At 72.5% G+C, this 22,422-nt stretch carries 15 protein-coding genes; 8 read left to right on the top strand and 7 right to left on the bottom strand.

The window, feature by feature from the left end:
- The first annotated feature begins 40 nt into the window (after positions 1-40).
- Positions 41-487: an Rrf2 family transcriptional regulator gene (locus tag ADK67_RS04510; RefSeq protein ID WP_231648009.1), complete on the top strand. Its 447-nt coding sequence runs from the start codon at positions 41-43 to the stop codon at positions 485-487.
- A gap of 90 nt (positions 488-577) precedes the next feature.
- A complete protein-coding gene (locus tag ADK67_RS04505) occupies positions 578-2,011 on the top strand; it encodes an MFS transporter (protein WP_053715101.1) in 1,434 nt (477 codons plus the stop codon).
- Here the strand turns inward: ADK67_RS04505 and ADK67_RS04500 are convergent.
- Positions 1,995-4,241: an Rv1355c family protein gene (locus tag ADK67_RS04500; RefSeq protein WP_053715100.1), complete on the bottom strand. Its 2,247-nt coding sequence runs from the start codon at positions 4,239-4,241 to the stop codon at positions 1,995-1,997. The genes ADK67_RS04505 and ADK67_RS04500 overlap by 17 nt on opposite strands.
- On the bottom strand, positions 4,238-4,810 hold the full coding sequence (locus ADK67_RS04495) for a GNAT family N-acetyltransferase (RefSeq protein WP_053715099.1): 573 nt from the start codon (positions 4,808-4,810) through the stop codon (positions 4,238-4,240). The genes ADK67_RS04500 and ADK67_RS04495 overlap by 4 nt, the downstream gene beginning before the upstream one ends.
- Positions 4,811-5,024: 214 nt before the next feature.
- Between ADK67_RS04495 and ADK67_RS04490 the strand changes: the two genes are divergently transcribed.
- On the top strand, positions 5,025-6,233 hold the full coding sequence (locus tag ADK67_RS04490; RefSeq protein WP_053715098.1) for a vanadium-dependent haloperoxidase: 1,209 nt from the start codon (positions 5,025-5,027) through the stop codon (positions 6,231-6,233).
- Positions 6,234-6,446: 213 nt separating this feature from the next.
- On the opposite strand, the gene ADK67_RS04485 is transcribed toward ADK67_RS04490, so the two are convergent.
- Complete coding sequence (locus tag ADK67_RS04485) at positions 6,447-6,908, bottom strand: helix-turn-helix domain-containing protein (protein WP_053715097.1); 462 nt, start codon at positions 6,906-6,908, stop codon at positions 6,447-6,449.
- Positions 6,909-7,373: 465 nt separating this feature from the next.
- Between ADK67_RS04485 and ADK67_RS04480 the strand changes: the two genes are divergently transcribed.
- Together ADK67_RS04480 and ADK67_RS04475 are read left to right on the top strand one after the other, a co-directional pair.
- Positions 7,374-8,567 carry a PqqD family protein gene (locus ADK67_RS04480; RefSeq protein ID WP_053715096.1) on the top strand — a complete coding sequence of 398 codons (1,194 nt, stop codon included), beginning with the start codon at positions 7,374-7,376 and terminating at the stop codon, positions 8,565-8,567.
- Complete coding sequence (locus tag ADK67_RS04475; RefSeq protein ID WP_053715095.1) at positions 8,564-10,639, top strand: tetratricopeptide repeat protein; 2,076 nt, start codon at positions 8,564-8,566, stop codon at positions 10,637-10,639. Before ADK67_RS04480 ends, ADK67_RS04475 begins: the two co-directional genes overlap by 4 nt.
- Positions 10,640-10,702: 63 nt before the next feature.
- Here the strand turns inward: ADK67_RS04475 and ADK67_RS04470 are convergent, their stop codons facing one another.
- Complete coding sequence (locus tag ADK67_RS04470; RefSeq protein ID WP_053715094.1) at positions 10,703-12,079, bottom strand: pectate lyase family protein; 1,377 nt, start codon at positions 12,077-12,079, stop codon at positions 10,703-10,705.
- Between the two features lie 359 nt (positions 12,080-12,438).
- Between ADK67_RS04470 and ADK67_RS04465 the strand changes: the two genes are divergently transcribed.
- Positions 12,439-13,782 (top strand): alpha/beta hydrolase, encoded by a 1,344-nt coding sequence (locus ADK67_RS04465; protein WP_157619918.1) that lies wholly within the window; start codon positions 12,439-12,441, stop codon positions 13,780-13,782.
- 106 nt (positions 13,783-13,888) lie between these two features.
- On the opposite strand, the gene ADK67_RS04460 is transcribed toward ADK67_RS04465, so the two are convergent.
- Positions 13,889-14,167: a hypothetical protein gene (locus ADK67_RS04460; RefSeq protein ID WP_063797502.1), complete on the bottom strand. Its 279-nt coding sequence runs from the start codon at positions 14,165-14,167 to the stop codon at positions 13,889-13,891.
- A 34-nt stretch (positions 14,168-14,201) separates the two neighbouring features.
- Positions 14,202-19,352, bottom strand: coding sequence for an NACHT domain-containing protein (locus ADK67_RS04455; protein ID WP_053715092.1), 5,151 nt, complete (start codon positions 19,350-19,352; stop codon positions 14,202-14,204).
- A 147-nt stretch (positions 19,353-19,499) separates the two neighbouring features.
- Here ADK67_RS04455 and ADK67_RS04450 point away from each other — a divergent pair, with 147 nt between their 5' ends.
- Positions 19,500-21,068, top strand: a complete 1,569-nt coding sequence (locus tag ADK67_RS04450) for a sensor histidine kinase (RefSeq protein WP_082403209.1) — start codon at positions 19,500-19,502, stop codon at positions 21,066-21,068.
- Positions 21,069-21,088: 20 nt separating this feature from the next.
- Positions 21,089-21,760, top strand: a complete 672-nt coding sequence (locus tag ADK67_RS04445) for a response regulator (protein WP_053715091.1) — start codon at positions 21,089-21,091, stop codon at positions 21,758-21,760.
- Here the strand turns inward: ADK67_RS04445 and ADK67_RS04440 are convergent.
- Positions 21,720-22,346, bottom strand: coding sequence for a phosphatase PAP2 family protein (locus ADK67_RS04440; RefSeq protein ID WP_231648008.1), 627 nt, complete (start codon positions 22,344-22,346; stop codon positions 21,720-21,722). The two genes, ADK67_RS04445 and ADK67_RS04440, sit on opposite strands and share 41 nt — an antisense overlap.
- Positions 22,347-22,422: the final 76 nt, after the last annotated feature.

Raw genomic sequence — 22,422 nt, 5'->3', positions numbered from 1 at the left:
TTGCAGTTCGACCCCGTTCCGGTCCAGGCGAGGTGCAGTGGTGGCTGTCAGCAGCAAGAGCGCGGTCGCGATCCACGCGCTCACGATGTTGGCGCGCTGGGACGACAAGTCGTTGACGTCGGCGGAGATCGCCGACAGCCTCAGGAGCAACCCGGTGCTGGTGCGACGGATTCTCGGGAGCCTGCGGGTCGCCGGCCTGGTCGTGTCCACGGAGGGGCGCAACGGCGGCTGGTCGCTGGCGCGGCCCGCCGGCGGGATCACGCTCCACGACGCCTACGCCGCCTTGGAGGAGGGGCCGCTGCTGGCCTCGCACCCACACCCGCCGAGCGCCGAGTGCGAGGTGGGGCGCAACATGGAGCGCCTGCTCGAAGTGGAGTTCCGGGACGCGGAGCGGGCCATGGCCGAGCGGCTCGGTCGGACGACGATCGCCGACCTGGTCCGCCAGGTGCTGGCGAGCGAGCGCGACCTGGCGCAGCGGGCGCACTAGCCGGCCGACCGCGGAGGCACTGCCTCCGCCTTCTTTTCGCCCAAAATGTAACCACAACGGTTGCAGTTATCTGTCCGGAGGACGTCGCGCATGACTTCACCGTCGACCACGACCGAGCGGACCGGAGCGGGAGTGGCGTTGCTGTCGCTGCTGATGGCCGCGATCCTGGTCACGGTCACCGCAGGCGACATGGTCAACCTGATGCTCCCGGCCATCGGGGCCGAGTTCGGCGCCACCGAGGCGGAACTCGCGTGGGTGGTCACCGGGTTCCTGCTGATGTTCTCGGTCGGCATCCCGCTCTACGGACGCGTCTCCGACCGGGTGAGCCTGCGGCGCCTGTTCGTCTTCGCGCTGCTGGTCTACGCCGCCGGCAGCTTGGTCTGCGCGCTCGCCCCGAGCCTGTACGTGCTGGTGGCCGGCCGGATCGTCACGGGCATCGGCGCCGCCGCCATCCCGGTGCTCTCGATCATCGCCGTCACCCGCCTGCTGCCCGCCGAGAGGCGCGGCGTCGGCATCGGCGTGGTCTCCGCGGGCGCGGGCATCGGCACCGCGGCCGGTCCGGCGGTGGGCGGCGGGGTCGGTCAGCTGCTCGGCTGGCCCGCGCTCTTCTGGATCATGGTGGTGATCTCGCTGGTGCTGCTGCCCGCGGCGCTGCGCGTGCTCCCGGACGAGGCGCCGGTGGGCGTCGGCCGGATCGACGTCCCCGGCGGCATCCTCCTCGGTCTCGGCGCGGGCCTCGTCCTGTTCGGCATGACCCAGGCGCAGGTCTCCGGTTTCCCCGCGCCGTCGGCCTGGGGCAGCCTCCTGGTCGCGATCGTGGCGCTGGTCCTGTTCGGGTGGCGCACCGCCCGGGTCGACCAGCCGTTCGTCCCGCCCTCGCTGTTCAAGAACCGCGTCTACCGCACCAGCATCCTGGTCGCGTTCCTGGCCATGATCGTCAACCTCGGTGGCCTGGTGTTCGTCTCGCTGCTGGTGGTCGAGGTCAACGGCCTCACCCCGGGCCAGGGCGCGCTGGTGATGATCCCGGCCGGGATCGCCGTCGCCGCCCTCTCGCCGCTGATCGGCCGACTCGCCGACCGCGTCGGCGCCCGACCGCTGGTGCTCACCGGACTCACCCTCATCGGGCTGTTCTCCCTGTTCCTGTCCACCTTCACCGGCGGCTCCTCGCCGATCCCGGCGGGCGTCGGCATCCTCGGGATCGGCATCGGCTTCATCCTGGTGATGACGACCCTCATCGGCGCCGCGGCGGGTGAACTGCCCGGGGAACAGGTCGGTGTCGGCCTCGGCATCCTCCAAGGAGTCCAGTTCCTGGGCGCCGGCACCGGGCCGGCCGTGTTCGGCGTCCTGGTGTCCGCGCGGCAGCAGAGCGGCGCCGCCGCGGTCAACCCCTTCTACAACGGGCACGAGGGCGCCGCGTACTCCGACGTGTTCCTCGCCATGGCCGCGGTCGTCGTCCTCACGCTGATCGTCGCGTCGCGGATGCGTCCGGCGGCAGCGCCCGCCATCGTCACCCCGGCGTCCTGAGTCCCGGTGGGAGGCCGGCGATCAGCACGGAGTCGACCGGCAGGCGTCGGGACGGCACGGCGGGGTCCGTGGTCCGGGTGAGGTGTGACAGCAGGGCCGGCGGGCCGCCCGGCTTCGGGGTCACTTGGTGGAAGCGGGTGCGCAAGGCGTGCAGCTCGGCGGTTTCGGCGGCGTCGAGGATCGCCGATGACGGGCCGTCCAGCAGGTCGAACAGGTAGATCGCCGTGGTCATCGGGTGCGTTCCGAGGCCGAGTTGTCCGGCACGCAGCCAGGTCCGTTGCATCGCACGGCCACCGGCGAGCCAGCTCTCCGGCGTGTCGTCGCGGACCGACAGCAGCGCCACGGCGGACGCGCCGTCCACCGCGTCCCGTGCTGCTTCCGCGAGGCGGGCGCCGCCACCGAGCTGCCGGAGCCGGGCGGCGACTTCCGGACGGGCGACGAGCCGGAGGATCTCGTCGGCGCCAGGCGGCAACGCCAGCGTGTCGATGGCGACACCGTCCGGGGCCTCGTCGGGCCCGAACCGCAGTTCGCCGAACAGTTCCGCGTGGAGGTGGGGGTTCAGGAACCGGATCCGGTCGCAGGCGCCGATGATCCGGCCGAGTTCGGCCAGGTCGTCGGGGCGCAGGCACAGGTCCAGCCGGGCGCCGTGGTGTGCGGCGGCGGCCGTGAGCGCGGCGATCTCGTCCGGGGCCAGGGGTGACCGCTCGCCTTGGGCGCGGTGGGTGCGGCGGTGGCGCAAGGCGGTCAGGAGGCCGTCCGGCTCCGCCGCGCCGGGTCGGGTGGTGATCGCGGCGACGACGTCGCCGAACGGGAACGGCTCGACGGTGGCGGCCAGTCCGCGGGCGGCGGCCGCGACGACCACGTTCTCCACCGCCGCGCCCAGCGCCAGGAGTGCCGTGCGGGAGCGCGGGTCCATGAGGTTGCGGCCGCGCTCACGGTCGTGCGCCACCCAGAGCCGGTCGTCGGCCCAGTAGAAGTGCCACGGCTGGGCGTTCCCGGCCGACGGCGCGAGGACCGCGTGGTCCACCAGGTACCGCACCAGATCGGGCACCGGTGGAACTGGTGGGGTGTGGGAGGAATCGGGCACCTGCGGGGTGTGTGACGGGTGGGGTACGGGTGGGGCCGGCTGGGTGTCGGGCGCGGCCGGTTCGGGGTGCGGCACGGGTTCGCGGACGGCGGGTTCGCGGACGGCGGTGTCGAGGTCCAGGTAGCGGCGTCCGGACGGCATCGGCGCGCCCAGGGCCAGGTTGCGGATCGCGGCGGTCATGCTCGCGCCGCCGAGGGTCACGTCGGAGGCCAGCTGCGGCCAGGTGGAGATCGTCGACCCCAGCTCCACGAACGACGCCGCCAGGTTCGCCGAGATCCGCTGCCCGTCGACCAGGCGCAGCACGATCCGCGCCCGCGCCGCGTCACCTCCGGTGTCGGCGACGTCCTCCGCCTCCCCGACGAGCCCGTGGAACAGCGGACGCCCCGGTTCGAGGTCGAAGCGCTCCACGTCGAGCATGCCCCGATCGCTGGTCTCCATCAGCACCGGCAGGCCGTGCGCCCGCGCCCGCCGCCGCAGGAGGAACTTCACGCTCAGCGAGTCGCACTCCTCGACCACCGCGTCCAGCGGCGGCCCCAGGTCCGGTCCGCCGAGCAGGAACTCCTCGACGTTCCCCGGACCGACGCCGGCCAGCAGCGAAATGCCGAGGTACGGGTCGAACTCGGCGATCTGCCGCGCGGCGAGCACGGTCTTCGCCTGACCGATGTCGTGCACGCCGGCCCGGACGCGGTTCATGTTGGACAGGTCGAGCGTGTCGAAGTCGGCGAGCCGCAGGTGCCCCACCGTGCCTTCCAGCGCGAGGGTGAGCGCGACGGCGTTCCCCACGGACAGTCCCGCGACGCCCACGGTGAACCCGGCGAGCCGCGCCAGCTCGTCCGACGAGACCTTGGGCCGGTTGCGGTCCAGGCGCACTTCGCGGAACTCGGCGGGCGGCAGCAGCCGCACGAGCCGGCCCGACCACGGGTAGTGGACCCACCGGCCGTACTCGGACAGCGGTGTCCCGGCCAGGATCGCGTCCACGTCGACCTCACGTTCGCCGGGCCGGCGGGCCTTCGCCAGGTCACGCAGCTGCGCCCGCAACGTGTCGCTGGTCTCCCACACCCGCCCGGACGCCACGAGCCCGTCGAGCCGGTGGCGGTCGCCCTCGTCGGACGGGTCGAAGACCTCGGGACGCCACACCGTCATCGCCCCTCCCCGCGGTGGTCGAACCAGCAGAGCGTGCTGCGGAACCGGCGGTCGGGGAACGGGAGGTCGCGGAACCGCTCGTCCGGCACGAACCCGGTGCGCACGCTGACGCCGACGCTGAACTGGTTGGCCAGCGCGACCGTCCACCGACCACCGCCGGCCGCGGCGCTCAACGCCGCCTCCACGAGCGCGGTCCCGATCCCGGCGCCCCGGTGGCCGGGGCGGAGCCAGCACCCGCCGAGCTCGTTCACCCCCTCCGGCCCGCGTTCGGCGATGGCGGCGGCGAGGCGCGGCAGCCCGGTCCGCTCCCCGATCACGGTGTGGTCGCGCAGCAGGATGCCGCCGACGACCTCGTCGTCCACGGTGGCCAGCACGATCGCCGTGACGCGGGCGGGCACGTCGGGCTCGATGGCCAGGTCCGCCACGCCGATCCCGGAGTACACCTCGTGCAGCCCGCGCTGGTAGGTCTGCCACCCGGCCGCGTCCCGGCCGGGGTCGGCGGTGCGGAGGTCGGCGGTGTGGAGGTCGACGCCGCCCACGCGGCGGTCGGGTGCGAGGTCGGCGGCCATGATCGTCAGGGGTCCTCTCGTCCGGGCTGGTGCCACCAGCGTGCGCCGCGTGACGCGCGCACCAGGCCGACGAGGCAGGAACCTGCCGTTCCGCGATGATCTGACACCGACATTTCGGGTCGTGCCAACGCCTACCGTAGCGGAGCGGTGCGGGTCGCTCCCGCCATGTGGGCGTTGTGGACAGTGCATCCGTTGTATCCCAAAGCTCTGCGGCATGAACAGAGTTCTGGTCTTGGTGCTCGCGGGGATCTTCGCGGTGGTGGGCGCGGCTCCGGCCGCCGGGGCGCCGCAACGCCGGGTGGACGTGGTGGCGGAGTGGTTCGACGTGACCGCGGCGACGGTGGCCGCGGCAGGCGCGCCCACGCAGTCGACCAACAGCCGGACGTGGGCGATCGGCTGGCTCGCCGCCGCACGGGCCGCGCACGACGTCCCCGCCGCCCGGCGCGACCGCGTCGACGCGGCGGTGGCCTCGGCGGTGCACAGCGCCCTGGTAACGCTGGCGCCCGCCCGCCGCACGGAGTTGGACGCCGCGCTGCGCACGACGCTGGACCGCCTCACCGCTGGTGGAGAGCGAGACCGCGGCGTGGCCGACGGGGCGCGGGAGGCGGGGGAGCTGCTGGCCGAGCGCCAGGGCGACGGCCTCGACCCGACCTCCGTCAACGCGCCGTTCGAAGTGCCTGCCCCGGCGCCGGGCGTGTGGCAGCCGACGCCGCCGTCGCTCACCCCGCCGCAGCAGGCGGGCAACCGCCTGGCCACGCCGTTCCTGCTGGGCCACGCCGACCGGTTCCGGCTGCCGCCGCCGCCCGCCCTCGACTCGCCACGCGACCGGGCGGACGCGGCGGAGGTGCGTGCCTACGGGGCCGCGAACAGCACGGTGCGCACGGCGGCGCAGACCGAGACCGCGCAGTTCTGGCTCCAGAGCTCGCTGGCCGGCTACACCGAACCGCTGCGCGCGGCCGTCACCCAGACCACCGGGTCACCCGCCCGCCGGGCCGCGCTGGTCGCCGCGTTCCACGTGATCCTGGTCGACACCCAGATCGCGACCTCGGACACGAAGTACGCCTACCTGCGCTGGCGGCCGATCACCGCCATCCGGGCCGGCGCCGATCCACAGTGGACACCGCTGCACGCCACGCCCGCGCACCCGGACTACCCGAGCGGCCACAACACCTACTCCGGCGCCGCGGAGGCCGTGCTGACGGCGTTCGCCGGGCCGTCCGCGCGGCGGCCGTTCACGGTGACCAGCCCGACCGCGCCCGGCCTCACCCCGACGTACCAGCGGTGGGCCGACCTCACGAAGGACAACGTGGACGCGCGGATCTGGTCCGGCATCCACACGCGCACGGCGGACGAGGCGGGTGTCGTCCTCGGCCGGCGCGTCGCCGAGTTCGGCCTCTCCCGCTTCGCCTCGCTCCTGGACTGAGCAGGCGCGCCGCGGTCGCCGGTGGGAACTGCTGGAAGAAGTCTTATGGGGAACATTCCCCAGTCGCGCGGAATTGTGACCAACCCTCGGGTCGGGCCGAAAATATGTTCGTAACGCGTGCGAAACCCGCTGCCGGGCTCGTCGACGCCGAATGATTTCGGAGCGTGGCGCACGGTCGCGCGCCGTGCTTTTGCGGCGAAATCGTCACGAAGTTCACGAACCGGTTCCTTCGGTCACTTCGGACCCGGGCGTCACCCAGGTCTCGGCCACCGCGCGCAACTGGTCGGCGATGTTCGCCAGGGTTTGGGCGAAGCCGACGAGCAGGAGTCGGTCCGCGGTGGTCGGGTCCAACGCGGGCCGGCCGGGTGACGGCACGGGCGCCAGCGGGCGGACGGCGGCCAGGCGGCGGGCGGCGCGGTTGTCGAGGGCCGCGCGGTAGACCGTGAGCAGCCGGTCGTCCTGCGGTGACAGGATCCGGACGTAGGCGGACATCAGGTCTCGCGGTGGGATCCGCAGGCCGCGCTCGTAGTCGACCAGACCGCTGTGCGCGGTCATGCCGAGGAGCCTGGCCAGACGCCTGAGCGACAGGCCGCGCGCGGTGCGCAGGCGCAGCAGCTCCCTGCCGAGCAGGGTCGCGGGGTCGCCGCCCGCGTTCGGTCTGTAGAGGTTCGGCACGAGGGGTCCTCCATCAACCGGCGGAACAAAGGAACAGATCCTGACACGGTGGCCGAAGGGGTGCATCGGCTGAACGGGTGTCCGCGAAAAAGCGCGCCGGCGAACGGAGGATTGCGTCCGCCGACCCGTTTGAGCCGTTCAGTCGCGCGGTCGTCCGGCTGGCGTACGGACAATTTGCCGAATGGTCGTCACCGCTGTTCTGCGGTTGTTCTGGAGTCGTTCTGAGCGGCTCGGGACGGACCTGCCGGGTGTTACGAATTCCCCTGCCGCCCCGGCCGGGACGGCGCCACCACGCCGAGGAGGAACTCGTGAAGACGACCACGAAGATGAAGAAGATCACCGTCCGGCGGACGGGCGACGTGCGCCTGACCACGGCCACCTGCAAGTGCCCGTACAGCGTCGAGGTCTGACGGAGCGGGGCCGCGCGCCGGGTGCGCGCGGCCCATCCCGTGGGGAGGGGGCGAGATGGGCGAGACGCCCGTGCTGTTCCACGACCTGAGCTTCGTCCCCGAGGGCGAGGAGGTCGTGGTCGGCAGGTTGGACACCGGCGCGTACGCCGTGCTGCCCGAGGACGGCGCCGCGCTGCTGCGCCGGATGACCGAGGGGCACAGCCCCACCGAGGCGGCGGACTGGTACGAGGCCGAGTTCGGCGAAGCCGTGGACGTGGCCGACTTCCTCGACGCCATGCGCGAACTGGGCTTCGTGCGCGAGGGCGAGCAGGTCGTCGCGGCACGGCCGGTGCGCTTCGGGTGGCTCGGCCGGGCGGTGTTCTCGCCGTTGGCGTGGCTGCTCTACGCGGGCGTCACGGTGGCGTGGCTGGTCGTGGGCGCCGAGCACGCCGACGTGGTGCCGGACCCCGGCCAGTTCTTCTTCACCGGCAGCACCCTCGTGGTGCAGTTGGTGATCACGTTCGGCCAACTGCCGCTGATCTTCCTGCACGAGGGCTACCACACCCTCGCCGGGCGCAGGCTGGGTCTGCCCAGCAGGCTCGGCATGAGCAACCGGTACATGTACGTGGTTTTCGAGACCAGCATGAACGGCCTGTTCAGCGTCCCGGCCGCCAAGCGCTACCTGCCGTTCCTGTCGGGCATGGCGATCGACGTCGTGGTGCTCGCCGCCCTCGGCCTGCTCGCCCACACCACCCGTGCCACCGGCGGCGCGCTGTCGTGGTTCGGCGCGGTCTGCGTGGCACTCGGGTTCACCGTGGTGATGCGGCTGGTCTGGCAGTTCCAGTTCTACCTGCGCACCGACCTGTACTACGTGTTCGCCACCGCCCTGCGCTGCCACGACCTGCACGACGCGAGCGTGGGCCTGCTGCGCAACCGGGTGTGGCGGCTGCTCGGCCGCCCCGACCGGCTGGTGGACGAGGACCGCTGGACCGAGCAGGACCGCCGCGCCGGTCGCTGGTACGGGCCGTTCGTCGTGCTCGGCGTGGCGGTCATGCTCGCCCTGACGGTCTTCGGCTCGCTGCCGATCGTCGTGACCTACGTGGAGATCGTCGCCCGCAACCTGACCGGCGGGCGATATGACCTGTACTTCTGGGACGCGGTCGTCTCGCTGGCGATCAACGTCGGCCAGCTCGTGCTGGTGGCGCACCTGGCCCGGCGCAAGCGCCGCGCACCCGTCCCCGCGCCGCTCCCGGAAGGAGCACGAGCATGACCAGCCACCTCCTCGTCCGCGGCGGTCGGCGTGCCGACCGGCAACGCCTGCTGGCGCCCCTCCTCGACGGCGCGGAACCGGTCGTGGCGGGCTGCCACCGCCGGCTGCGCGGCCCGTACACCGGCGTGGACGACCTGCTGCGCGCCCTGCTGCCCGACGCGTCGGCCCGCCACCCCGAACTGGTCGAGGCGCACCGGGGCGAGCTGCTCTACGGCATCCCCGAGCTGGCCGACCTGATCGGGCCGCCGCCGCCGACCCTCGCCGACGAGTCGCCGTTCGACCAGCGCACCCGCTTCTACGGCGCGCAGATGGTCCGCTGCATGAGCCAGGGCGTGGTGACGTTTCTGGTCGCGCACGCCAGGGCTCGCGCGGACGCCGGGCTGCCGCCGCTGTGCCTGGTGTTCGAGGACGTGCACGCCGTCGAGCCGACGACGCTGGAGTTCATCGCGCTGCTGGCCCGCCGCTGCCCGCCCGAACTGGCCCGCGTCGTCGTGTCCGCCGCCGACGGCGAGCTGGGCGCCGAGCTGACCGACGTGCTGCCGGAAGCGTTGACGTGCCGGGGATACGGGCCCGAACCCGACTCGCGCACGCCGGACGAGCTGGTGCGCGCCTACGTGCGGGCCGACGGCACGAGCGACGACCCGGCCGAGCTCTCCGCCTACCGCGACGCCGACCCCGCCGTGGTGCGCCGGCTGCACGACGAGCGCGCCGACGAACTGGAGCCGGGCGCGGGTCAGGGCACCGTGATCGGCGCGCTCACGTTCCACCGGGAACGGGGCGGCGACCCGGGCGGCGCGGGCCGGGAGGCGCTGGACCGGGCGTTCCGCGCGTGCGTCGAGACCGGGTTCTCGGCCGCCGTGGTCGACCTCGGCGAACGGGGCCGCGCGGTCACCGACCCGGACGCGCACCCCAAGCAGTACCTGCGGTTCGCGCAGCACGCGGCGTCGGCGCTGGTGGCGCTCGGGCGGCACGAGGAGTCGCTGGCGCTGTACCTGGACCTGCGGTCCCGCTTCCTGGACCCCAAGGTGCACATGATCGCCAGCTACAGCATCGCCATGCTGCACACGAGGTTCTTCGAGCCGCGCGACCACGACGCCGCGATCGGCTGGCAGAACAACGCGCACGCGCTGGCCTCCCAGCTGCCCGACCCGGCCGAGCGCCGCACCTACGAGGTGTTCCAGGCCAACGGTCTGGCCTTGGTGGAGCTGCACCGAGGCAACCTCGACCGCGCGTTGCGGCTGGTCGAGGACGGCATGGCGCGGCTGGACGACGAACTGGGCGACGGCGACTGGGTGCTGCACCGGTCGCAGCTGCTCTACAACCGCACCCGCCTGCTGGCCGCGCTCGGCCGCGTCGACGAGGCCCGCGAGGGCTTCACCCGCCTGATCGAGCTGGACCCGCACTACACCGACTACCTCAGCGAGCGGGCCAAGCTGCACCGCAAGCGCGGCGACTACGAGGCGGCCCTGGCCGACTACGACCGCGCGGTGCGCCTCGGCCCGCCGTTCCCGGAGCTGTACTACAACCGCGGCACGGCCCGGCTGGAGGTCGGCGACGTCGACGGCGCGTCGGCCGACTTCGACCACGTGCTGGAGATGGAGCCCGACGACGTGGACACGCGGCTCAGCCGGGCGGAACTCGCGCTGGCCCTGGGCGACCCGGACGCCGCCGACGCGGACGCCGAAGCGGGGCTGCGGCTGCGGCCGGACGAGCCGCGCCTGCGTGCCCTGCGCGGCACCGTCGCCCTGGAACGCGACCGCCTGGACGAGGCGTTGACGCACCTGGACGCCGCGCTGGCCGTCGATCCGCGGTTCCCGGCGGCGCTGGTGAACCGGGCCGTCGCCCACTTCCGCGCCGGCCGGCCCGACGTCGCCGTTGACGACCTGACCCGGGCGCTGGACATCGTCGGCGACGACCCGGACGTCCTGCTGAACAGGGGCATCGCGCACGCCGCCCTGGACGATCCGGAAGCGGCGGTGCGGGACTTCGACCGGGCCCTGGCGCTGCCCGACGCCGACGTCGCCGAGCTGCGCCACCAACGCGACCTGTGCCTGGCGCGAGCCCAGTCGTAGAAGCGGTGTCCACAGGCAGAGGCGGCGACCGGCCGGGTGCCGGTCGCCGCCCGGGGGCGACGGTCAGAGCTTGCCCGCGCCGGAACCCGCCGTGACGGACGCCTTCACCGTGCCGACGTTCTCGGCGGTGTAGCTGTACGGGAGGGCGGCCACCGTGCCGTTGACCTCGCACGGCCCGGAGTTGGTCAGGGAGTTGTCGCGCGCCACCAGCCGTCCGGGGTCGGAGTCCGCGTAACCGCTTGCCGACCAGCACGCCTGCTGCACGTTTTCGAAGACGTTGCCCTCCACCAGGAGCCCGGCGTCCATGAGCGAGGCGATGGCGTACGAGTCGGCGTTGTTGTTGACGTTGGTGTAGTAGTTGTTGAACACGTGGACCGTCTCGCCGAAGCGCACCCGCGGGCTGCGTTCGAAGGTGCGGTCGAACCAGTTGTGGTGGTACGTGACCCGCAGGTGGCCGCGGTCCTCGCCGCCGTTGCCGTCCGAGTGGCCGACCAGCGAGGTCTTCCAGTGGTTTCGGATGACGTTCCACGACACGGTGATGTAGTCCGCGGCGTGGGTGATGTCCAGCATGCCGTCGTAGTAGTCGGGGTTGTCCTCGATGGTGCTGGACATGGTGTTGTGGTCGATCCAGACGTGCGTGGCGCTCTCGATCGCGATCGCGTCGCCGCCGACCTTCCCGCGGATGTTCAGGTTCTGGATGATCACGTTGGCGGGGCTCATGTCCTCGATGTTGAGGGTGGTCCCGGAGATGCCCGAGCTGGAGCCGACGCCCCGGATCGTCTTGTCCGCGCTGATCTCGACGGTGCCCGTGCCGCTGAGCATGCCGTTGACCAGGATCGTCTTGGCGCCCGCGGACTGGGCCTGCGTGCGGAAGTCGGCGAACGTGCTCACGGTGACCGTGGAGCCGCCCGCGCCGCCGGTGGTGCCACCGGCCTGCGCCGCCCAGCCGACGAGCCCGCCGGGCGGTTGCGGCTGCGGGTCCCCGCCACCGACCTCGACGTCCAGGTAGTCGACGTTCGGTAGGCCGCCCGAGGTGGTCGGGTTCAGCCGGATCGTGTTGCCGCCCGCGGTGACCGGCACGCTGAACGTCTTCGTCACCCAGGTCGACCACGCGCCCGTGCCCTCGAACGACGGCGACTGGAACGCGGACCCGTTCACGAGCAGGTTGGCCGGCCGGGCCGTGGTGGTGCCGTTGGCGAACCGGACGCCGACCGTCGCCGTGCCCGCGGCGGCGGCGTTGACGGTGAACTGGAGGTAGCCGCTGGTGGAGTTGGTGCCGTTGCAGAACCCGCTACCGGAGTACCCGGTCCAGTTGGTGTCGACGGAGCCGGAGCAGACCGCCGGCGAGGACTCCGCCTCGTACCGCGTGGGCGCGGCCTGCGCGGTGGACGACGCCACCGCGACCAGCGCGCCGGCTAACAGGCCGACGCAGGCAATCATGGGTTTCACGCGCATAATACGTCTCCGTGGCGTAGGGAATAATCGATTCCGACGCAGTGGAAGACACGATGCCCCCTGGTGCTTCATTGCGCCGTAGGACGGGAAACCACTTTCCCTTCGGATGCTATGAGGTCCGCAACGGCAGGTCAACGGGCGTGCGGCAGAAATGCGGGCTGGTCATGCTTGTGAACAAAGCGGTCCGGTCCGGTCATACTCGTGAACCGGCGGCGTGCATTTGCGCGTTCGATGAACAGATATGTGAATTCGGCCCCGGTGCCCACGGTCGGCGTATGCAGGGGTTGCGTGTGCAGCGCCGGCCTCGCGAGACTGCACGCCTCCGCTCACGGTTGGGGGACTCCATGCGGACGTTGCTCGTCACCGCGCTGGCCGCGAGCCTGCTCGTGGTCGCACCCGAGGCCGAGGCGGCGACGATCGCCTGGCAGCCCTGCCCGGACCAGCCCGCGGCCGAGTGCGGCACGGTGTCCGTTCCGCTGGACTGGTCCGACCCGCGCGGCCCGCGGACGGACTTGGCTGTCTCACGGGTCCGCGCCACCGACCCGGCCCGTCGGATCGGCGTGGTGTTCGTGGACGCGGGCGGTCCCGGCGGGTCCGCCGCGGAGTTCGCCCGCGCCCCGTACCTGAGCGCCGACGTGCGGGCCAGGTTCGACGTCGTCGGCTTCGACCAGCTGGGCACGAACAACAGCTCGGCGATCCGCTGCTCGGACGAGCTGATGGCGCGCAACCCCGGCGACGACCCGGCGGACGAGGCCGCGTTCGCCGCGCTGGCCGCGCACAACGTCGCGGTGCGCGACGACTGCCGTGCCCGCCACCCGGTGTTCGACCACGTGGACACGGCCCGGTCGGCGCGGGACCTGGAGGCGGTGCGCAAGGCGTTGGGCGAGAAGCGGATCAGCTTCTACGGCATCTCCTACGGCACGCTGCTCGGCCAGCAGTACGCGGAGCTGTTCGGCTCACGCGTGCGCGCCATGGTGCTGGACGGCGTGATCGACCACAGCGCCGAGCTGCCCCGGCTGCTGCTGGACCGGGCGCGGGCCGTGGAGGAGGCGTTCGGCGTGTTCGTCGCGTGGTGCGCGGACAACGCCACGTGCGCGCTGCACGGCCAGGACGTCCGCGCGGCCTGGGAGCACGCCCTGGTCAAGGCCGACGAGATCGGCTGGGGGCGGGAGAACCTGATCGTGTCGGCGTACTACGACCTCCGCGGCGGCGACTGGGACGGCTTGGCGTCGCTCATCGCGGACGTCGGCGGCGCGCGCCTGGCGTTCGAGCCGAACTACGACTCCCTGCGCTACGCCGTCGTGTGCCAGGACTTCGCGTTGCGGTTCGCGGACTTCGCCGAGTACCGGGCGTCGCGGGAGGCCGAGCTGCGCGCGTCGCCCACCCTGCGCGGCACGTTCCTCGGGCACCAGGAAGCCGCGACGTGCATCGGGTTCACCGACCGCCCGGCCAACCCGCCGCACCGCCTCGACGTCGACCAGGCGCCGCCGCTGCTCGTGCTGACCAGTCGCTACGACGTGGCCACGCCCTACCGGTGGGCGCAGACCGTGCACCGGCAGGCGAAGGGCTCGCACCTGGTCACGTTCGACGGTCCGGGCCACGGCGTCTACCACGCCAACGCGTGCACCCGGACCGCCGCGGACTCCTACCTGCTCGCCACCGCACCCGCCCGCGACGTGACCTGCTGACCCGTGCCGCAGAACCCGACCGCCTGGAGCGCGGCGTCCCGGGCCGCCGCCGTGGTCAGGTTCCAGCCGGTAACCGGTTGTTCTATCCGGCGCGCGGGAATACCGGTCAGGAGTCTCCGCGCATAGAGCGGCGGATTTCTTCGAGTTTGTCGAGCCCGGCCTGTCGGCGTGCCTCGAACTGGTCCTCGACCGCCTTCGCCTCCGGCGTGGCCTCGGCGAGTTCCTCCGCGCCGATACCGGTGGCGAACCGGTTCTCGATCCGATCGCGGACGTGCTCGAACGTGGGCACGCCGTCCTCGGTGTAGTCGGCGGGCGGCACCACGACCGGGGCCGCCTCGTACTCCACGATCTCGGCGTCGATCACCGGTTCCTGGTCCCCGCTCATCATCCCCACTCCGTTCACTGTGCCGACCACGAGGCTACCTCGCGAGGAGTGACCGGGCCTCTTCCCGGCACAGCTCACTCCACCGGGCGAGGTTCGCGGCCGCGCGCCGGCGAACGTGCCGTGGCACGGACTCGTCCACCGCCACCGCCCGCACCGCCACCGCCGCCTTCTCCCGGACGTCCGACGACAACTCGACCGCCGCTTCCGCACACCGTGTCCGCGCCACTGCCGGAATCTTTGCGTCCCGTGCGATGGCGACGAGTTCGAGTGCCGCTTCGGTGGTTTCCAGCAGCCCGATCGCTTTCAGTACTTTCCGGCGGAGCAACGGGTTCGGCGTCTCGGACAGGCCGCGCAGTGTCGCCATCGCCGCACGCCTCGCCGCAGGCGCGTTCTCGATGAGCGTGTACGCCGACCGGATTCGCACCGTCGTCGGCACGGTCTCGTCGGCCATGAGCGACCGCAGCACCTCGGTGGCGTGCTCACGTCCCGCCGTCCCGAGCTGCGCCAATTCGTAGCCCGCCCGCCGCCGCAGCACCGGCCGCACCGCCGGATCGGTCGCGATCGCGTGCAAAATCCGGGCGGCTGCGGCGCGGTCGTCAACGTCGTACGGGACCAGCTTGACGGCCGCCAGCAGCCGGATCGCGGGGGACAACCGCCGGTCGTCCCGCATCGCGCGCACGGGATCGAGGCCGTCGTGCTCACGCAACGCGTACCGGAACTCCAGCCGGTCCCGTTCCGACGTGCGCGGTTCGCGGATCACCGTGCGCAGGAACTCCGCCACCGGGTCCGGCAGCGTCGTGGTGATCTCGGAGACGAGCCTCGCCGCTTGCACGCGTTCCCGGGTCGGGAGGGCGGTGTCGGCCACGGTATTCAGTGCCTCGTTCAACACCCGACCCCACGACGCGGGCGTCAACTCGGCTGACGCCCTCCGTGCGCGGGACGACGGCATGGCCTCCAGCGCCCGCATCGCCTCGGGCACCAACTCGGTCGACAGCACGGCCAACGCCACCGCCGCCACGACCCGTTGCCTGGACGACGACTCTGGCGCGGTGAGCGCGTCCCTGACCTCGGCCTCCGCCTCGGCGGACAGCGGGAGGTCGTCCCAGCCGTCTGCCACGGGCACGCGCAGCTCCAGTGGCAGGGATCGATCGGCGAGCAGGACGCGTTCCATCGCCGTCCGCTCGCGCCTCGGCAGCCGGGACACCAGTTGCCGGCTGGAGCTTGGCCTGTGCTGCCGGATCAGCGAATCCACATGGTGGAAGACCCCTTCCCCCGCAGACGGCTTGACCCCCATCAGCCATTTCACGCTGTAGGCGCGTTCCTCCGCCGTAGCGGCCGGGTCGGTGCCGCACCGTCGTAGGAAGGCGAGTGCCGTGCGGGTGAAGCGTCGGTCGAACTTGGCAAGCCCGTGGGCAGCGGCATGCCGTCGCGTGAACGCTTCCTCGTCGGATTCGACCACGCCCCGGTGGAACGCGATGGCGGCGTCCACGACCTCGCGGTCACGTTCGGCCAAGGCCCGGTACGCGTCGCCGCGCGCCACGACACTGAGGAACGCGTCGTCCGCCCGACTCCGGAGCACGTCGAGCGCGCGGCCCCGTTCGGCCGGCGCGAGATCGTGCACCAAGGCGGCGGCTGTCTCACGCTCACGGCCGAGCCGATCGCGGTCCGCCACAACTGCCAGAAGCCGTGGCAGGACGTCGACTCCATCGCCGGCGAGCGTCAGCACCGCGTCGAGTGCCGGCGGCAGCTCCACGACGATGCGCGCCCGGTCGTCGGCGGAGAGGCGGGCCAGCATGACGGCAGCCTTGCCGCGGAGGCGTGACTCGGCCGTGCCGCAGAAGACCACGGACCTGAGAGCCGCCACGACGTCCTCCCCGCCACCGACTCCGAGCCGGTCGAGGGCTTGCACCACACGCGAGATGCGGCCCGCCGACCGGTGTTCCCGGGACAACACCTCCCGCAGCACGCGTGCCAGCGCCGCTCGATGGCCGACGCCGAAGTTCAGGCACACCATGACCACGTACGGGAAGTCGAACTCCGCGACGGTGGCCGAGCGCGCCAGGTCGCACAGGCTTTCCACGACGGCGCGGTGGAACGGCCGGCCGAGCTGGGCCAAGCCCTCCGCGGCGGCGAACCGTGCCCGGTAGCTGTGCCGCACGGAGGTCAGTACGGGCAGCAGCGCTTGGGCGATTCGGTGGTGGTCCGCGTCCGAAGTCGCGTACCGCCCGGCACTGCTGAACACGCTGGTGAGGTGTTGGTCGACGGACCGCATGGAGTTCAGCAACGCGTCCAGCGCCTCGTCGTGGCACGCCGTGTCGAGGTCGAGCAGGGCGCGCCACGCGCGCACAGCCACCCCCGTGTCGGACTGCCTCCGGGCGAGTGACAGCAGGACGGCCTTCGCCTCGTCGTGGAACTGCGGTCCCGATCGCACGAGCCGTTCGGCGGCATCGCACCGGTCCTGCGGTGACAGGCACGGATCGGTGAGTCGCTCGCGCAGCAGCGCCACCGCCTTCTCGCGGTGCGGTTCGCCCAGATCTGCGAGGTGCGCCAGCGCCACGGCGCGGTCCAACCCGGTGCCGTCGGGGTCGGTGGCCACCCGCCACAGTTCGTGAGCGGCCTCCGGGCGGTGCTCCGGGCCGAGGTCGGCCAGGTACTTGGCGGCCCACAGGGCGTTGTTCGCCGTCGAGTGGCGGTCCGCGATCACCTGCCGCAGGTGCGTGGCCGCGATCCCGGCGGCCTCCGGCCCGAACTCGCCCAGCACTGCGGCGCAGTGCATCCGGTAGGCGACTTCGAGACCCGGCTCGGCCAGCATCGCCACCAGGTGACCGGCCGCCGCGGTGCGGTGTTGTGGTCCGAGTTCGCCGAGCGTCTGGGCCATCCGCACCCGGTCACCGGACGAACGGCGGCGGTCGGTGAGCAGCGAGGTGAGGGTTTCGGCGGCTTCGGCGGCGAGGTCCGGGCCCAAGGACGCCAAGCCCAGTGCGGCGTCACGGCGGCCGGTCGTGCTGTCGACCGGGTCGCGCAGCACCGCCCGGAACACCTCGGCTCCGTGCTCGTAGAACTCCGCACCGATCTCGATCAACCCGGTCGCGGCTTCCACCAGGTCGTCCGTCGGCGTCTCGTCGCTGGAGGTCAACGCCATCAGCGCTTCAACGGCGAACGCCCGATCATCCGGCCCGAACGTGGCCAGCACGACAGCCGCCGTGCGGCACGCGTACCCGGACGCCAACAGGTTGGACAGAACGGCACGCAGGCCGCGCGCGGAGGCCTCACGTTCACCCGAGCCGCACTCCGCCAACGCCTCACCGGCCGCCAAGCGCTCGGACACCGACGCCGACGAGGAGTCCACCAACGCGGTCAGGTAGCCGAGAGCCTCCGTCTCGTGCCCGCCGCGCAGCCGTGTCGCCAGCGCGGACGCCGCCTCGGTCCGCGAGTCGGCGGGCGCGTTGGCGGTGCGCATGAGCGCGACCAGCCAGTGCGCCAACCCCGGGTGGTGGGTCGCCCGGCTCGTCTGGGCGAGGATGTCGGAGCCGGGGTACTGCGTGGTCATCGCCCAGCCCCACACCGTGGCCAGGAACGCGTCCACCACCTCGCGGCTCGCCGGCACCCGCTTGGCGAGCAGTCGGGCGGCCAGGAGGTGGGTTTCGGAGTCGCCCTCGTGCAGCCACCGGACCAGCGGGTCGGCCTCGGTCGGCCGCAGGCGGGTGTAGTGCAGCAGCACCGAACGGGCGAACCGGCCGCGTTCCTTCGGCCTGGCGGCGTGGACGGTGCGCACGAAACCGTCGTGCTCCGGCGTGAACCGCGCGGGGAACTCGCGGGCCAGCGAGGTCGCGGCCAGGTGCTCGGCGAAGCTGTGGTGCAGGAACCGCAGGTCGTCACCCCGGATCACCAGCGGACCCACCGAGACCAGGAACGTCGTCAGCACCTCGCGCCAGTCGACGGGCAGCGAGCCCGGCGGCACGTGGTCGACCACCCACGACCGGGCCGCCGACACCAGCGACGTGTCGGTCTCCGAACGCGTGCGCCCCAGGTGTTCCAGCAGGTCGTCGCGGAACGCCTCGAACGGGCCGGTCGACGTGCGGGCGGACCGCAGGAACGCCAGGTACGCCTCGTACAGCTCGTACTGGTTGTCCGGCAACGGCCGGTCGCCCTGCCCGGCGAACACGATCGCGGCGATGGTCGCCAGCAGCGGCACGCGGACCAGCTCGTCCAGGTGCGCCTCGCGGATCTGGCGCAGGAACCGGTCCGCGGTCTCCTCGCCCTCCTCGGCGAACCAGTTGCGCGCGAACGACCGCAGCGCCTCGCCGTCGAACGGCAGCAGCTCGTACCGCGCCGCCCCGATCCGGTACAGCGGCGCCAACGCCGCGCCCTCCACCGGCCGGGTCGTCACCACGATCCGGTACGGCCCGTCCTTGGCCCACGCGCCCAGCACCGACGCCAACCGGTCCCGATCGGCGCCCGCCGCGACCTCGTCCAACGCGTCCACCAGCAACAGCCACCGCCGACCCGCCACCCGCTCGCCCAGCACGTCCGCGCCGATCGGCCCGCGCAGCAACGCCCCGTACTCGGCCTGCGCGCTGTCCGCCAACGCCTGCGAGAACGGCAGGTCCAGCCTGGCCGCCAACTCACGGGCGGTCAGCCGCAACGGCACCACCGGCTCGCTCATCGGCACGCCACCCGACTCACCGCACCACCCGGCGGCGAGGTCGGCGGCCAACCGCAGCGACAGCGTCGACTTGCCCTGCCCGGCCCCGCCCGTGATCAGCAGGTGCTCGTCACCGTCCAACGCCTCTTCCACGGCCCGCGCGGGAGGCCGCACGGCCACTCGCGGCGTCGGCGGGCGCGGCACCTCCACCAGCCGACCGTGACCGTCGAGGATCGGGGTCGGTCGGGACGCCTCGGCGTGCGGCTCCTCCGTGCCGGTGCTCAAGTCCTGCCGCACGTACACCGTGGCCAGCGACGGCCGCCGCGCGCCCGGCAACCGGTACGGCAGCTCGTGCGCCGCCCGCACCTGGGCCCGCATCAGCGACAGCACGCCGACCGGCAGCTCACCCGGCGCGGCGTCCGGCGGCGTGCCCAGGTGGATGTGGACGTCGCCCGCGATCACGCCGGCCTGCACGCTCGGCCCGAGGACGTTCCCGCCGACGTGGTTGGAGGTCACCGGCTGGTCGTCCTGTCGCACCACGCAGCTCCCCGTCCGACGTGCCCGAAGCGAGTGGATGACCACGCTACCGGACCGTTCGGCTCCGCTCGGCACACTTCGCACCGCACTTCTCGCGTGCGGTCGACTGTGGACACCGGGTGACGGTCGGCCTTGCGTAACCTGGGCCTCGTGAGGGAACCGGCGCCGCGGACGATCGTCACGCCCCTGCCCGCCGGCCCGGTCACCGTACGCCGGTTCCTGGTCGACACGGGCCTGTGGCTGGTGCTGGCGGTCCCGTTCTTGGTCGACCTCGACGTGCCGACGTTGGCGATCGGGGTCGTGGCGACCGCGCTCGTGGTCCTGCTCTCCAGACGGCTGCCGCTCGTGGCGCTGGTCGTCGCGGCGGTGGCGGCGGTCGTCGAGTGGCGGTACCTGCCCGCCGTGCTCGCGACCGGCTACCTGGCCGGGCGCAGGCTGCCGGGCGGACGGGCGTCGGCGGCGGTGTTCCCCGTGGTGGTCGTGCTCGGCTCGGCGGCGGTGTTGGCGTTGTCGGCCGACGTGTACATGTGGCTGGTGCGCGTCGGCGGGCTGGTCGTGTTCGGCGTGTTCCCGTGGCTGGTCGGCCGGTACCGGCGGCAGCAGGTGGCGCTGGTCGAGTCGGGCTGGGAGCGGGCCGCGCAGCTGGAGGAACGGCAGCGGATCGTGGCCGAGCAGGCGCGGTTGCGCGAACGGGCCCGCATCGCCAACGACATGCACGACTCGCTGGGGCACCAGCTCAGCCTGGCCGCGCTCACGGCGGGTTCGCTGGAGGTCGCCGCCGACCTGGACGAGCGGCACCGGGCCACGGCGACCGCGGTGCGCGAGAGCATCGCGATGGCGACCGAGCGGATGCGCGACATCATCGACGTGCTGCGGGACGAGGACGACCCGGCGCCGATGGCCGCCGGCGGCGAGCGGATCGGCGACCTGGTCGCGCGGGCCGTGGCCGCGGGCGTGACGGTGGAGTTGGAGGTGACCGGTGACGTCGAGGCCGTGGAGCCCATGCGGTACCGGGCCGCGTACCGGACGGTGCAGGAGGCGATCACCAACGCGACCAAGCACGCGCCGGGCGCCCGGGTGTCCGTGCGGCTGCACGGTCTGGACGACGAGACGCGGGTCGTCGTGACCAACGGCCCGCCGGCCGAGCCCGGGCCCGACTCACGCGGTGGCCGGGGGCTGGTCGGACTGCGGGAACGGGTCAGGCTGGTCGGCGGCACGCTGCGCGCCGGGCCGCACGAGGGTGGTTACCAGGTGGTGGTGCGGCTGCCACGAGCGGACGGCGCGCTCGCCGTCGAGCCGGATGAGCCGGACGGAACGTCCGCCGTCGCCGCCGAACTCGACCGCGCGCGGGACGGCGTCCGCAGACGTCTGGTGGCGGCGGTGCTGACGCCCGTGGCGCTCGGTGCGGTGCTCGTGGTCGTGCTGATGGGCGTCTACGCCTACGACACGTTCCACTCGATGCTGCGGCCGGAGTCGTTCCAGCGACTGGAGGTGGGAGCCGCGCGGTCGACCATCGCGGACGTGATCCCCGATCGGCAGGTGCCCGAACGCGGTTTCGGCCCCGAACCACCGTCACCGCCGAGCTCCACCTGCGAGTACTACCGGTCGGACGCGGGGTTCCTGCCGGAGGTCTTCGACGTGTACCGCTTGTGCTTCCGCGACGACCGGTTGGTGGGCAAGGACGTGCTGGTGCGCACGGGGGAGGATGCGGGGAAGTGAGTGCCGGAGGGGGATCCCAGGTGATCAGGATCGTGCTGGTCGACGACGAGACGCTGGTCCGGGCCGGCGTCCGCGCCATCCTGGACAGCGACCCGGGCGTCGAGGTGGTCGGCGAGGCGGGTGACGGTGCGGAAGCGGTCGAGGTGGTGCGCGCGCGACGACCGGACGTCGTGCTGATGGACATCCGGATGCCCGGGTCGGACGGGATCACGGCCACCGGCGAGATCCTGAAGGTCGCACCCGGCACGGGTGTGCTGATGCTGACGACGTTCTCCGACGACCACTACATCGCCCAGGCGCTCGAAGTGGGCGCCGGCGGCTTCCTGCTCAAGACCGGCGACCCGCGTGAACTGCTGGCCGCCGTGCGTGCCGTGGAAGCGGGCGGCGCCTACCTCTCGCCTACCGTGACGAAACGCGTGATCAGCGCTTTCCGCGCCACCCGCCCGGGCTCACGCGCCACCAAGGCCGTGGAATCGCGGAACCGGATCGCGGGACTGAGCGAACGCGAGCGGGAAGTGCTGAGCCTGATCGGCGCGGGCCTGTCCAACGCCGAAATCGCCGCACGCCTGCACGTGGTCGAGGGAACCGTCAAGGCTTACGCGAGCAACCTGTTCAAACACCTCAACGTCCGCAACCGCGTCGAAGTGGCCATCATCGCCCACCACGCGAACCTCGTGGACGAATCGCCGTAGCGCCTCGGCTGCGCAGCTTGTCCACGAGCGCGGTGGTCGGGTGGGACAGGAGGGGGATGGCGGTGACGGCGATCAGGGCACCCAGGGTGAGGCCCACCATGGCGTCGTGCGGGTAGTGCGCGCCGACGAACACGCGTGAGGCGGCGGCTCCCGTGGCCAGTGCGAGGGCGGCCAGGCCGAGTGCGCGCCAGGTCAGGAGGATGCCGATCGCGGCGGCGCCGGCGATCACCGAGTGGTTGCTGGGGAACGACCAGTCACCCGGTGGTGGGCACTCCGCGATCGTGACCACGCCACCGAGCGTGCGGCACGGTCGTTCCACCTCGTAGACGGTCTTGATCACTTCGCTCACCGAGTAGGCGACCGCCACCCCGGCCGGGGCGAGGAGTGCGAACGCCATCGAGCGCGCGGACGAGCCGCGGGCACGCCACCAGCACGCCGCCATGAAGGCGAGCAGCAGCACGATCGCGGCCTCGGTGAAGAATCCGGCGAACGACCGGAACCACCCCGGCGTGCTTTCCGCGAAACGCACCACGTCGAGGTACCAGCCCGCGCTGACGTCCGGCACGTCCACGATGTTGTTCTCCACAAACCACACTGCCGTCAGACCACCCATCAGCACAATTCGAAAGCGACACCGAAAACATAGGCAAATCCCGCCACCG

It is taken from the genome of Saccharothrix sp. NRRL B-16348 (genome assembly GCF_001280085.1).
In the GTDB taxonomy this organism is placed as follows: domain Bacteria; phylum Actinomycetota; class Actinomycetes; order Mycobacteriales; family Pseudonocardiaceae; genus Actinosynnema.
This window is presented reverse-complemented; position numbering and strand designations above follow the sequence as displayed.

Bases quoted from the DNA above. Each gene is read 5' to 3' on its own strand.
- ADK67_RS04505 (WP_053715101.1), top strand. From the start codon at position 578: ATGACTTCACCGTCGACCACGACCGAGCGGACCGGAGCGGGAGTGGCG.
- ADK67_RS04500 (WP_053715100.1), bottom strand. From the start codon at position 4,241: ATGACGGTGTGGCGTCCCGAGGTCTTCGACCCGTCCGACGAGGGCGAC.
- ADK67_RS04495 (WP_053715099.1), bottom strand. From the start codon at position 4,810: ATGGCCGCCGACCTCGCACCCGACCGCCGCGTGGGCGGCGTCGACCTC.
- ADK67_RS04490 (WP_053715098.1), top strand. From the start codon at position 5,025: ATGAACAGAGTTCTGGTCTTGGTGCTCGCGGGGATCTTCGCGGTGGTG.
- ADK67_RS04480 (WP_053715096.1), top strand. From the start codon at position 7,374: ATGGGCGAGACGCCCGTGCTGTTCCACGACCTGAGCTTCGTCCCCGAG.
- ADK67_RS04475 (WP_053715095.1), top strand. From the start codon at position 8,564: ATGACCAGCCACCTCCTCGTCCGCGGCGGTCGGCGTGCCGACCGGCAA.
- ADK67_RS04470 (WP_053715094.1), bottom strand. From the start codon at position 12,079: ATGATTGCCTGCGTCGGCCTGTTAGCCGGCGCGCTGGTCGCGGTGGCG.
- ADK67_RS04465 (WP_157619918.1), top strand. From the start codon at position 12,439: ATGCGGACGTTGCTCGTCACCGCGCTGGCCGCGAGCCTGCTCGTGGTC.
- ADK67_RS04460 (WP_063797502.1), bottom strand. From the start codon at position 14,167: ATGAGCGGGGACCAGGAACCGGTGATCGACGCCGAGATCGTGGAGTAC.